We start from the raw sequence: 12,655 nt of genomic DNA on the forward strand, positions 1-12,655 counted from the left end.
CGCCATTCCCTGGCTGAATTCCTCGGGGACTGATAAAACCCCGGTACTGCGGGTGCTGCCGGTAGTGTTGCTGCGGGTTGCCCACGCCGGGTTAAGGGGGGTAGGGCGGGCCCGATCAAGCGGCAGAAACTTTCAACAAAAGCCGGCAAAAAAAGCCAACGAAAAGGGTTGAACTGCGCGCTGAAGTTGTGCTTGGTTTTGACTGCCTAGCCACAACATGTAGTGGTTATGCGCGCTGGGGACACAAGATAGTGCGATTGCCGGGGCTTTGCAACCGGCGGATCTGTGGATAACTTGTGGGTAGTTTGTGCGCCAAACTGGCCATGGGCCCGCAGGCCGCAGTGGCACTGGGCGCGGGGCAGGCAAGAGGTTTTTTGTCGCGGCCAGGTATTTTTTCGGCGCTGGCACAGGCCCCATTCTGGGGCAGCGCTACCGGTCACAATACCGGTAAAATGTTGCACTTCCATAAAGGCTCGCAAGCGGAGCAACGCACCGATGGACCTGGACGAGTTGCTGCAGCCGGCCCACCTCGACACGCTGCTGTTGCGTATGTACGGCCCGGCGCTGTGCGCGGAGCACCATCCGGTGCTGGTCTCCCAGTGGTCAAAGTATTACTTCATGTCTCTGTGGCCCTGCCTGCTGGAAGCTGGGCCGCAACGCTCGGCGGCCTGGGAAATGGTGCGGGTGAAGCTCGGCGCCCGTGGCCTGCCCGAGCACATCAGCCTCGCCGAAGCACGCCTCGCCGCATCGCCCGATGAGCTGTATGCCAGTCACCTGCGGCCGTTGGTTGGCCGTCTGGCGGCCTATGCCAAAGTGCCTGCGGCGGTGTTCTGGAGCAACGCCGGAGACGCGCTGGAGCAGGCGCTGCCGGCCTTTCCTCAAGCCGCCTGGGCGCGTGCCTTGTTGAGTCCGTCGGCGGGCGTGCGACCGCGCCGCGGTTCGCTGCAGGGCACCGTCCACTACAGCGCCCAAGGCTGCCGAAAGGTGCGGGCCTGCTGCCTTGCCTGGCAGGTGCCGGGTATCGGCTACTGCGCCCATTGCCCGTTGCAGGATTGACCCCGCCAGGCGCCATCCGGGCCTTTGCGAATTTTTGACACAGTTTTCACCAATCCCCGCCTCGAAGATTTTTATATTCTCCCCACGCCCAAAAAGTTCCCCCGCAAATTTTCGGGCTTCCGTCGTGCTGTCATTTTTCTAGCGTAATCACGGCGTTACCAACATGAAAATCGGGGCATCCACCGTGGGAACTGAAATCAGCATGGCCGTCGCATCCGTCAAACCCAAGCCGTTCAAACGCTACTTCACCACGTTGACCACCCTGGCGGTGCTGCTGGCTTTGAGCGCATTGATTGCCGGCTTCGTGGTCTGGCCGCTATCGCCCACCAATCTGGGCAGGGCCGGCAGCGAGGCGGCCATGCAGTTGCAGCGGCATTGGCAGGCCGGCGACGTGGTGGTGCTGGTGCGCCACGGCGAACGCTGCGACCGCTCGGCCAATACCTGCATGGGGCCTCCCGACGGCATCACTCTGGTCGGGCGCGATGCCGCCGCCAACCTGGGTTCGGCGTTCATGTCGATGGGCATGGACAAGGCCGAGGTGCTGACCAGCCCCTTGACCCGTACGGCGCAAACCGCCCAGGCGATGTTCAATCAGGCCGGCAGGGAGCAAAACTGGCTGGTCGATTGCAACGTCGATATGGCGGCAGATATCAAGGCGCACAAGGTCAGCGGTCGCAACCTGGTGCTGGTGACCCACAGTGGCTGCATCGACAAATTTGAAACCGCCATGGGCTTTCCCCATGCCAAGGATTCCGAGTACACCAGTTCGTTGTTCGTGACACAGGGTGCCGACGGCAAGTTGCAAGTACTGGGTGTGGTCAACGTGCAGGACTGGCCCAAGGTCATCGCGCTTAATTCGGGATTGTAACAGGCTGTGTTCAGGCGAGTTCAGGTACAACCCTTCCCTATCAAGGCCCAATGAAGTATCAACGGCCGCCAGCCAGTTTTGCTGGCAGCGAAGGCCCGGCGAAAACGATGCAAGGTCTTGCTGTAGCTGGCATTTATGGTGATGCCGACTAGCCTAGAGCAGTACGGCACCCGGTGCCTTTGCCAGAATCGATGTTCGTGCCCAAGGATCGTCATGAGTCAGAATTTTCTTCCCTTTTCGCGCCCCAGCATGGGTGACGACGAAGTGGCTGCGGTAGAGCAGGTATTGCGCTCGGGGTGGATCACCACCGGGCCGAAAAACGCCGAGCTGGAGCAGCGCTTCGCCGAACGTACCGGGGCCCGGCACGCCGTGGCCTTGAGCTCGGCGACCGGCGCCATGCACGTGACCCTGCTGGCCCTGGGCATCGGCCCTGGCGACGAGGTGATCACGCCCTCGCAGACCTGGGTGTCCACCGCCAACATGATCTGCCTGCTGGGCGCCTCCCCGGTGTTCGTCGATGTCGATGCCGATACATTGATGAGCGACCTGGCGAGCATCGAGGCGGCCATTACGCCACGGACCAAGGCCATCATTCCGGTGCACTACGCCGGCGCCGCCTTCGACCTCGACCCGCTGTACGCGCTGGCCGAGCGCCATGGCATTCGCGTCATCGAAGACGCCGCCCATGCCGCCGGTACCCGCTACAAGGGCCGCGAGATAGGCGCACAGGGCACGGCGATCTTTTCCTTCCATGCGATCAAGAACATGACCTGCGCCGAAGGCGCGATGTTCGTCAGCGACGATCAGGCCCTGGCCGATCGGGTGCGCATGCTCAAGTTCCACGGCCTGGGCGTGGACGCCTACGACCGCATGACCCATGGCCGCAAGCCGCAGGCGATGGTCATCGAGCCGGGCTTCAAGTACAACCTGGCCGACATCAACGCGGCCATTGCCCTGGTCCAGCTCGAGCGTCTGGATGACATCAATCAGCAGCGCGAGAAACTGGCTCAGGCGTATCTGCAGCGGCTCAAGCGCCTGCCGGTACAGCCGCTGCAAGTGCCGCAGTACGACCAGCAGCACGCCTGGCACCTGTTCATCCTGCGCATCGACGAGCAGCGCTGCGGCCTGGACCGCGAAGCATTCATGAAGGGCCTGCAGGAGCAGGGCATCGGTACCGGCATCCATTTCATCGCTACCCACATGCACACCTACTACCGCAAGCATTTCCCGGCGGTGAGCCTGCCGGCCACCGAATGGAACTCGGCGCGCCTGTGCTCCATCCCCCTGTTTCCCGACATGACCCTCGACGATGTCGAGCGGGTTGCGTCCGCCATTGAACACACCCTGGAACACCGCCCGTGAGACCTTATCCGATCAACAGCGTGTCCGTCGTCATCCCGGTGTACAACGAGGAGCAGAGCCTGCCCGAGTTGTTGCGTCGCACCGAGGCAGCCTGCGCGCAGCTGACCACCCCTTATGAAATCCTGCTGGTGGACGACGGCAGCCGCGACGCATCGGCCGATATGCTCGAAGCGGCGGCCGCGCGCCCGGGCAGCCCGGTGGTGGCGGTCATTCTCAACCGCAACTATGGCCAGCATGCGGCGATCATGGCCGGCTTCGAGCAGAGCACCGGCGACCTGGTGATCACCCTCGACGCCGACCTGCAGAACCCGCCCGAGGAAATCCCGCGGCTGGTGGCCCAGGCCAGGCTGGGCTATGACGTGGTCGCCACGGTACGCAACAACCGCCAGGACTCGGCCCTGCGCCGCTGGCCCTCGCGGCTGATCAACAAGGCGGTGCAGCGCTCCACCGGGGTGGCCATGAACGACTACGGCTGCATGCTGCGCGCCTATCGCCGCACGGTGGTCGACGCCATGCTGGCCTGCCGCGAGCGCAGCACCTTTATCCCGATTCTGGCCAACAGCTTCGCCCGCCACACCACCGAGATCCTCGTGGAGCACGCCGAGCGTGAGCACGGTGACTCCAAATACAGCCCGATGCGCCTGGTCAACCTGATGTTCGACCTGGTCACCTGCATGACCACCACGCCGTTGCGCCTGCTCAGCATCGTCGGCTTCGGCATGGCGTTTCTGGGCATCGTCTTCGCGGTCATTCTGCTGCTGTTGCGCCTGATGTTCGGTGCACCCTGGGCCGGCAACGGCAGCTTCGTGCTGTTCGCCGTGCTGTTCGTGTTCACCGGCGGCCAGTTCATCGGCATGGGCCTGTTGGGTGAATACCTGGGCCGCATGTACAGCGACGTGCGCGCTCGCCCGCGCTTCTTTATCGAAAAAGTGCTGCGCGCCGCGCCAGCACCCCAGGCTTCGGCCGAAGAAACCTCTTCCAGCACTAAGGTTGTCTCATGACTCAAAAAGCTGTTGTTTTCGCTTATCACGACATCGGTTGCGCCGGTATCCAGGCCCTGCTCGACGCAGGCATCGAGATTGCGGCTGTGTTCACCCATGCCGATGACCCCAGGGAAAACACCTTCTACGGCTCGGTGGCGCAACTCTGCGCGCGCAAGGGTATCGCCGTGCACGCGCCGGAAGACGCCAACCACCCGATCTGGATCGAGCGCATCGCCAAGCTCGAGGCTGACTACATCTTCTCGTTCTACTACCGCAACCTGCTGGGTGATGCGCTGCTGGCCAGCGTCAAGGGCGGCGCCTTCAACCTGCACGGCTCGCTGCTGCCGCGCTACCGTGGTCGCGCCCCGGCCAACTGGGTGCTGGTCAACGGCGAAACCGAGACCGGCGTGACCCTGCACCGCATGGTCAAGCGCGCTGACGCAGGCGCCATCGTGGCCCAGCAACGCGTGGCCATCGAGCGCTCCGACACCGGCTTGAGCCTGCACGCCAAGCTGCGCGACGCCGCTGCCGCGCTGCTCAAGGACACCCTGCCGCGCCTGCTCGCCGGGCAAGTCAGCGAAACCGCCCAGGACGAATCCCAGGCCAGCACCTATGGCCGGCGTACCCCGGCCGATGGCCTGATCCAGTGGAGCCAGCCGGCCGAGCGCCTGTTCAACCTGGTGCGCGCCGTGACCCAACCTTACCCGGGCGCCTTCTGCCCGGTGGGCGAGCACAAGCTGATCATCTGGGCCGCCGAAGTGGTGCCAGGCAACGAAGGGCAGGAGCCGGGCAAGGTCATCAGCTGCGACCCGCTGCGCATTGCCTGCGGCCAGGACTCGTTGGTGATCACCGCCGGCCAGCGTGGCGAGAACGGCCTGTACCTGAGCGGCCCGCAGCTGTCGCGCGAGCTGGGCCTGGTCGAAGGCTCGAAGCTGGCCGGCGCCCAGGCGCGCAGCGCCAAGCGCAAGACCCGGGTGCTGATCCTCGGCGTCAACGGCTTCATCGGCAACCACCTGTCCGAGCGCCTGCTGCAGGACGAGCAGTTCGAAGTGTTCGGCCTGGACATCGGCTCCGACGCCATCGACCGCCTGCGCAGCCATCCGCGTTTCCACTTCGTCGAAGGCGACATCAGCATTCACTCCGAATGGATCGAGTATCACATCAAGAAGTGCGACGTGATCCTGCCACTGGTGGCCATTGCCACGCCGATCGAATACACCCGCAACCCGCTGCGCGTGTTCGAGCTGGACTTCGAAGAAAACCTGAAAATCGTTCGCCACTGCGTCAAGTACAACAAGCGCGTGATCTTCCCGTCCACCTCGGAAGTCTACGGCATGTGCTCGGACCCGAGCTTCGACGAAGACACCTCCAACCTGATCGTCGGGCCGATCAACAAGCAGCGCTGGATCTACTCGGTGTCCAAGCAGCTGCTGGACCGGGTCATCTACGCCTACGGTCAGAAGGGCCTGCGCTTTACCCTGTTCCGCCCATTCAACTGGATGGGGCCGCGCCTGGACCGCCTGGACTCGGCACGCATCGGCAGCTCGCGTGCCATCACCCAGCTGATCCTGCACCTGGTGGAAGGCACGCCGATTCGCCTGGTCGATGGCGGCGCGCAGAAGCGCTGCTTCACCGACGTGGCCGACGGTATCGAGGCGCTGGCGCGCATCATCGAAAACCGTGACGGCCGCTGCGACGGCGCGATCATCAACATCGGCAACCCGGACAACGAAGCGAGCATCCGCCAGTTGGGCGAAGAGCTGCTGCGCCAGTTCGAGGCGCACCCGCTGCGCTCCAACTTCCCGCCGTTCGCCGGTTTCCGCGAAGTCGAGAGCAAGACCTTCTACGGCGCGGGCTACCAGGATGTCGAACACCGCAAGCCGAGCATCGCCAACGCCCGCAAGCTGATCGACTGGGCCCCGACCATCGAGCTGGAAGAGACCATCGGCAAGACCCTGGACTTCTTCCTGCGCGAAGCGATGATCGAACTCGCGGAAAAGCGTTGATGCAAGCGGGACTGCGCATCGATGTGGACACCTACCGAGGCACCCGTGACGGGGTGCCGCGGCTGCTGGAAATACTCGACGAGGCACAGGTCAAGGCCACCTTCTTCTTCAGTGTCGGGCCGGACAACATGGGGCGCCACCTGTGGCGCCTGATTCGTCCGCAGTTCCTGTGGAAGATGCTGCGCTCCAACGCGGCCGGGCTGTACGGCTGGGACATCCTGCTGGCCGGCACCGCTTGGCCGGGCAAGCGCATCGGCCGCGACCTGGGGCACCTGATGCGCCAGGCCCAGGCCGCCGGCCACGAGGTCGGCCTGCACGCCTGGGACCACCATGGCTGGCAGGCCAACGCCGGGCGCTGGAGTGATGCCCAGTTGCACGAGCAGATTCGCCTGGGGGTCGACACCCTGAGCGACATCCTCGGGCAGCCGGTGACCTGCTCGGCGACTGCCGGCTGGCGCGCCGATGAGCGGGTGGTCCAGGCCAAGGAGGCCTTCGGCTTTCGCTACAACAGCGATTGCCGCGGCAGCCACAGCTTTCTCCCGCGACTGGCAGACGGCAGCCTTGGCACCCCGCAGATTCCCGCCGACCTGCCGACCTTCGATGAAGTGGTCGGCACCCAGGTCATCGCGGCCGATTTCAACAGCTTCATTCTCGACCGCTTCCAAGCGGACAGTCTGAATGTCTACACCATTCATGCCGAAGTAGAAGGAATACTCATGGCCGACGATTTCCGTCGCCTGCTGGCAGAGGCCCGGCAACGGGACATCCAGTTCAAGCCCCTGGGCGACATGCTGCCGGCGCAGCTGGACAGCTTGCCGGCCGGGCAGCTGTCGCGCGGTACCCTGCCTGGCCGGGAAGGCTGGCTGGGAGTGCAGCGTCCATGACCGCGCCAACAACGTTCAACACCCGCCATGCCTTGCTGCTGCTGGGCCTGGCCTTTGTGCTGTTCTACCTGGGGCCCCTGGCCAGTCATGGCCTGTGGATACCGGACGAAACCCGCTATGCCCAGATCAGCCAGGAAATGCTCCTGAGCGGGCACTGGGCGACCCCGCACTTCATGGGCCTGCGCTACTTCGAGAAGCCGGCCGCCGGCTACTGGATGATCGCGATCGGCCAGGCGGTGTTCGGCCAGAACCTGTTCGGCGTGCGCATCGCCTCGGCCATCGCCCTGGGCCTCAGCGTGGTGCTGGCCTGGGCGATTGCCGGGCGCATGTGGCAGGACCGCCGCGTGCAGCTGGCCGCGGCCGTGGTGTACGGCAGCCTGTCGCTGATCTGCGCCGGCTCCGGCTACGCCAACCTCGATCCGCAGTTCACCCTGTGGGTCAACCTGAGCGTGGCCGCCCTGTGGTACGCCGCCGATGCGACCACCACGCGCGCTCGCCTGCTGGCCTGGGTCGGGCTGGGCCTGGCCTGTGGCATGGGTTTCATGACCAAGGGCTTTCTGGCGTTGCTGCTGCCGGTGCTGGTGGCGCTGCCGTACATGCTCTGGCAACGGCGTTTCCTCGAGCTGGTGCGCCTGGGCCCGCTGGCGGTACTGGCGGCGGTGCTGGTGTCGCTGCCCTGGGGCCTGACCGTGCACTTTCAGGAAGCGGACTTCTGGCACTACTTCTTTTGGGACGAGCACATCCGCCGTTTCGCCGGGGACGATGCCCAGCACGCCCAGGCCTGGTACTACTATCTGCCGATCATGCTAATGGCCAGCCTGCCCTGGGTGGCGTTGCTGCCGGTGACCCTGGTGCAGGCCTGGCAGACCCGCCTGCAGCCGCAGGTGGGCTTTCTGTGGTTGTGGCTGCTGCTGCCGCTGGTGTTCTTCAGCATTGCCAAGGGCAAGCTGCCGTCCTACATCATGCCGTGCCTGCTGCCCCTGGCGCTGTTGATCGGCCATGCGCTGGCGCAACGGCTGGCCCAGGGCAGAACCCTGGCGCTGCGCAGCAACGCCTGGTTGAACCTGGCCATGGGCGTGGTCGGCCTGCTGGCGCTGGCCTGGCTGCAGTTGAAAAAGCCCATCTATCACGATGAGCCCGGCACCCTGGCCCTGCTGGTGGTGGCGTTGCTCGGCTGGAGCCTGGCCAATCTGCTGGCCCTGTGGCGTCCGCTGCGCTGGTGGATGACGCCGGCGGTGGGCATGGGCATCGCCCTGGCGCTGATTCCTGCAGCGCTGCCGCGCTACGTGGTCGACAACAAGACCCCGGACGCCTTCATCGCCCGTCACACCCATGACCTGATGCAGACCAGCGTGCTGCTCAGCAACGAGCTGGGCGCCGCCTCGGCGCTGGCCTGGCACGCCCGGTACCCCATGGTGACCCTGTACAACACCGGCGGCGAAACCCGTTACGGCTTGCAGTATCCGGATGCGGCGGGGCGCATGGTCACCCTGCAGGAAGTCGGACCCTGGCTGGCTGAAGCGCGCCGCCATGGCAGCGTCGGTGTAGTGCTGCGCATCAAGGGCGAGGACGAACAAGCCGAGCTGGCCGCTTTGCCCACCGACGCCACCCGCTACGAGTCCGGCAGCATCGTGATCCTGATCTACAGCCAGACGGCGTCATGATCCTGTTGCTGCTGGCAGCCTGTGCTCTCACATGCGTGGGGCAGATTGCCCAGAAACTGGCGGTGGAGAGCTGGAGAGGGCAGGTCTCGAGCGCCCTGGGCAAGCTGGCCACGCCCTGGCTGTGGCTGGCCCTGGCCTGCCTTGGCCTGGGCCTGCTGCTGTGGTTGCTGGTGCTGCAACACCTGGAGGTGGGCCTGGCCTACCCGATGCTGGGCCTGAATTTCGTGCTGATCACCCTGGTGGCGCGGTTCGGCTTCAAGGAGGCGGTCGATGCCCGCCACTGGTTCGGCGTGCTCCTGGTGCTGGCCGGCGTGGTGTTGCTGGGGTGGCAGGCGTGAGCCGCGCCATGGGCCTGAGCCTGGCCATGGGCAGCGTGGTGCTGGTCAGCGCTGCGCAGTTGGGCATGCGCTGGAGCATGAGCCGCTTGCCGGCGCCGTTGCAGTGGTGGCCGGCGCTGGCCGACGGCCGCCTGGCGCTGGCGGCGGTCGGCGTGGTGCTGGCATCGATCCTTGCCTATGCCCTGTCGATGCTGTGCTGGCTGGGGGCGCTGCGCGACCTGCCGCTGGGGCGGGCTTATTCGCTGCTGAGCATGAGTTACGCCCTGGTGTATGTGTTGGCAGCTTGCCTGCCGACGTTCAATGAGCATTTTTCCTTGGTCCGCACGCTGGGGGTGACCCTGGTCATCCTCGGGGTGCTGACCATCAATTCGCGACGACCCACTCGGGTCGAGCCGTAGGACCCGCGTATGAAAATCAGTGTGATCGGTAGTGGCTATGTTGGCCTGGTGCAGGCTGTGGTGCTGTCTGAAGTGGGTCACGACGTGATCTGCATGGACATCGACGAGCAGAAGGTCAAGCAGCTCGAGCAAGGCCATGTGACCATCTTCGAGCCGGGCCTGGCCAACCTCGTGCGCGAAAGCCTGGCCAGCGGCCGGCTGCATTTTTGCAGCGACGAGAAACGCGCCATCGAACACGCCGAGGTCCTGTTCATCGCGGTGGGCACGCCCTCCACCGGTGACGGCTCGGCAGACCTGGGCGCGGTGTTCGCAGTGGGTGACGCGATTGCCCGGCACCGCCAGAGCAAGCTGATCGTGGTGGAGAAATCCACCGTGCCGGTGGGCACTGGCGACGCCCTGCGCGAGCATATCGACGGGCAACTGGCCAAGGCCGGCCGCCAGCTCGAATTCGAGATCGTCTCCAACCCGGAATTTCTCAAGGAAGGCTCGGCGGTCAACGATTGCCGACGCCCGGACCGCATCGTCATCGGTTGCGCCAGCGACGAAGTGCGCCAGGTGATGCGCGACCTCTATGCACCGTTCAACCGCAACCACGACCGCATCATGTTCATGGACCTGCGCAGCGCCGAGCTGACCAAGTATGCGGCCAACTGCATGCTGGCGACGAAGATCAGCTTCATCAACCAGATCGCCGAGCTGGCCGAACACCTGGGCGCCGACATCGAGTCGGTGCGCCTGGGCATCGGCGCCGACTCACGCATCGGCTACGATTTCATCTACGCCGGCTGTGGCTATGGCGGCTCATGCTTTCCCAAGGACATGCGCGCGCTGATCCAGAGCGCCGAGGGCGCCAACTGCAACAATGACCTGCTCAAGGCGGTGGAAGCGATCAACGAGCGGCAGAAGCACAAGCTGTTCGACCGGGTGAACGCCTACTTCAAGGGTGACCTCAAGGGCCGCACCTTCGCCCTCTGGGGCCTGGCATTCAAACCCAACACCGACGACATGCGCGATGCGCCGAGCCGCGTGCTGATGGAAGCCCTGTGGGCGGCCGGCGCCCAGGTGCGGGCCTTCGACCCCGAGGCCATGCAGCAGACCCAGACGCTGTACGGCGAGAATCCGGACCTGGTGCTGATGGGCACGCCGGAATCCACCCTGCTGGGCGCCGATGCGTTGATCGTCTGCACCGAGTGGCAGCAGTTCAAGGCGCCGGATTTCGAGCTGATTCACAAGCGCCTCAAGCAGCCGGTGATCTTCGATGGCCGCAACCTGTACGACGTCGAGCGCCTCAAGCAGCTGGGCTTCGAGTACTTCCCGATTGGCCGGGGCGAGTCGTGCAGCCTGCCGATTCCGGACCGCAAGTGGTCGGCGGCCTGATTCCAGCCAGGTCACAGGAAAGGCGCCCCAGGGCGCCTTTTTTTGTGCAAATCAAGCCGGCCTACTGCTGAGCCAGGCGCAGCAGCACATAATCATCCTTGTCGAACTTGCCGCTGAGCACCGGTTGCAGGGCGCCGATCGGCGTGCCCTGGAGCTTGGCGTAGTCGGCGGCGCTCATCAGCGCGTAGGCGGGGCCTTTGACCGCTTGCAGCTGCTCGGCGGTGGAAGTGAAGAGTGGCTTGAGGTCGGTGTCGACGTTGACCATGAACTTGATCGCCTTGGCGTCCTTGCCCATGCCATGCAGCACCAGCGTGGCGGAGGCGGCCTCGGCGCGCTGCAGGGTGGCCTGAGACAGAGTGCGTGTGTCGAAGACCCGCCGCTCCGTAGGCTCGACCACCAGGATGTAGGCCACCCAGACCGCCGCCACTGCGCAGCCGGCCAGGCCCAGCACCCGCGCCTTGGGCCTCAACAGCAGACCGAGGGCTGCGGCCTGCAATACCCCCAGCGCCAGCAGCACCGACGGCGGCACGTTGAGGTCCTGGGGCATGCGCTTTTGCCCCAGCAGCAGGGCGATCAGCAACAGCCCGGGCAGCAGCAGCCAGATGCCCTGCGACAGCCCGCGCAAGACGGCGAACACCCGGCCGGCGGGCTGGGTGAAGGGGTAGGCCGCGACAATGGCAGCCATTGGCAACATGGGCAACAGGTAGCGGGCTTTCTTGGCCAGGGGTATCGACAGCCCGACCATGACCAGCAGGCCGGCAGCGGCGCAGGCGCCGAGCAGATACAACAGTGGCCCGCGTTGCTGGCGCCAGGTCGCGGCGACGCCCGCCAGCACCAGCAGCGCCAGCGGATAGGCCATGGCGTAGTTGCCCAACGAACTGGTGAAGTAGTACAGGCCACCACTGGCGCCCTCACTGCCGTCAATGCGCCCGGTGACCTGCATGCGCACTACGTCCTGGACAAAAGCCGGGCCGCCGCTGAGGTCGGCCAGCCACAACAGCAGGCCGATGCCGGCCAGCAGCAGGGCCAGCGCGGCGAAGCCGAAGCCCAACAGACGTTTGTACTGGCCGCTGAGCAGGTAATAGACGCTCAGCATGCCGGTGGGGATCACCAGGCCGATCGGCCCACGTATGGCGAAACCCAGCAGCAGCAATAGCAGCAGGGCCGGGGTGCGCCGCGCGGCGCCGAAATGGTCGCAAGCGTAGCCCAGGTAGAACACGGCGAAGGCCACGGCGGCCAGCATCAGGTCGAGGGACACCGCCCGCGCCTCGGTGATGAAGGTCACGCTGAGTAGCATCCACGCCACGCTGAGCAGCGCCCAGGTCTGCGACCAGCCGGCCAGCAGGCGGTACATGAGGGTCGCCAGCGCGGCGCCGGCCAGAGCGGTGGGCAGCCAGGCGGTGAAGCTGGTCACCTCGCCGAACGGCAGCGAGAGCAGGTAGATGAAGTAGGTCGAGGTCGCCGAATAGTCGGGGTAGGGCTCGCCATAGGTGGTGGGGAAGAAGCTGGGGCCATGGCGCAGCATCTCCTGGGCGAACAACACAAAGCGCGAGTCGAAGCCGATCGCGGCCAGATGGGTGTTGCCGATCACCAACAGCAGCAGGGTGAGCCCGCCCACCAGCAGTGATTGACGGTGCAGGGCCGGCCTGGACGGGTCGGAAAAGCTCAGAGACATCGATGCGCTCTCGAAATGGCAGGTGCGGGCAGACGCTTTTGCCC

11 protein-coding genes are annotated in these 12,655 nt (G+C 65.1%); 10 read left to right on the top strand and 1 reads right to left on the bottom strand.

Annotated elements, in window-relative coordinates:
• The first annotated feature begins 495 nt into the window (after window positions 1-495).
• From fhuF to SFA35_RS07400, 10 genes are all read left to right on the top strand, one after another.
• Complete coding sequence (fhuF, locus tag SFA35_RS07355) at window positions 496-1,056, top strand: siderophore-iron reductase FhuF (RefSeq protein ID WP_320576738.1); 561 nt, start codon at window positions 496-498, stop codon at window positions 1,054-1,056.
• A 202-nt stretch (window positions 1,057-1,258) separates the two neighbouring features.
• The gene (locus SFA35_RS07360; RefSeq protein WP_320576740.1) at window positions 1,259-1,924 is read left to right on the top strand and encodes a histidine phosphatase family protein; all 666 of its coding nucleotides are present in this window, start codon (window positions 1,259-1,261) and stop codon (window positions 1,922-1,924) included.
• A 213-nt stretch (window positions 1,925-2,137) separates the two neighbouring features.
• Window positions 2,138-3,286: a UDP-4-amino-4-deoxy-L-arabinose aminotransferase gene (gene arnB / locus SFA35_RS07365; protein WP_320576742.1), complete on the top strand. Its 1,149-nt coding sequence runs from the start codon at window positions 2,138-2,140 to the stop codon at window positions 3,284-3,286.
• The gene (gene arnC, locus SFA35_RS07370; RefSeq protein WP_320576743.1) at window positions 3,283-4,287 is read left to right on the top strand and encodes an undecaprenyl-phosphate 4-deoxy-4-formamido-L-arabinose transferase; all 1,005 of its coding nucleotides are present in this window, start codon (window positions 3,283-3,285) and stop codon (window positions 4,285-4,287) included. The genes arnB and arnC overlap by 4 nt, the downstream gene beginning before the upstream one ends.
• Entirely contained in the window at window positions 4,284-6,275 is a 1,992-nt protein-coding gene (gene arnA / locus SFA35_RS07375; protein WP_320576744.1) for a bifunctional UDP-4-amino-4-deoxy-L-arabinose formyltransferase/UDP-glucuronic acid oxidase ArnA, read from the top strand. The genes arnC and arnA overlap by 4 nt, the downstream gene beginning before the upstream one ends.
• Window positions 6,275-7,159 carry a 4-deoxy-4-formamido-L-arabinose-phosphoundecaprenol deformylase gene (gene arnD, locus SFA35_RS07380; RefSeq protein ID WP_320576745.1) on the top strand — a complete coding sequence of 295 codons (885 nt, stop codon included), beginning with the start codon at window positions 6,275-6,277 and terminating at the stop codon, window positions 7,157-7,159. The genes arnA and arnD overlap by 1 nt, the downstream gene beginning before the upstream one ends.
• Entirely contained in the window at window positions 7,156-8,823 is a 1,668-nt protein-coding gene (arnT, locus tag SFA35_RS07385; protein ID WP_320576747.1) for a lipid IV(A) 4-amino-4-deoxy-L-arabinosyltransferase, read from the top strand. The genes arnD and arnT overlap by 4 nt, the downstream gene beginning before the upstream one ends.
• Window positions 8,820-9,161: an EamA family transporter gene (locus SFA35_RS07390; protein WP_320576750.1), complete on the top strand. Its 342-nt coding sequence runs from the start codon at window positions 8,820-8,822 to the stop codon at window positions 9,159-9,161. The genes arnT and SFA35_RS07390 overlap by 4 nt, the downstream gene beginning before the upstream one ends.
• Window positions 9,158-9,559, top strand: coding sequence for a 4-amino-4-deoxy-L-arabinose-phosphoundecaprenol flippase subunit ArnF (gene arnF, locus SFA35_RS07395; protein WP_320576753.1), 402 nt, complete (start codon window positions 9,158-9,160; stop codon window positions 9,557-9,559). The genes SFA35_RS07390 and arnF overlap by 4 nt, the downstream gene beginning before the upstream one ends.
• Window positions 9,560-9,568: 9 nt before the next feature.
• Window positions 9,569-10,936 carry a UDP-glucose/GDP-mannose dehydrogenase family protein gene (locus SFA35_RS07400; protein WP_320576755.1) on the top strand — a complete coding sequence of 456 codons (1,368 nt, stop codon included), beginning with the start codon at window positions 9,569-9,571 and terminating at the stop codon, window positions 10,934-10,936.
• A 61-nt stretch (window positions 10,937-10,997) separates the two neighbouring features.
• Here SFA35_RS07400 and SFA35_RS07405 read toward each other — a convergent pair whose 3' ends face one another.
• Window positions 10,998-12,611 (bottom strand): glycosyltransferase, encoded by a 1,614-nt coding sequence (locus SFA35_RS07405; protein WP_320576756.1) that lies wholly within the window; start codon window positions 12,609-12,611, stop codon window positions 10,998-11,000.
• Between the last annotated feature and the right edge of the window lie 44 nt (window positions 12,612-12,655).

The sequence above is a fragment of the Pseudomonas sp. HR96 genome, from assembly GCF_034059295.1.
Classification (GTDB): Bacteria; Pseudomonadota; Gammaproteobacteria; order Pseudomonadales; family Pseudomonadaceae; genus Aquipseudomonas.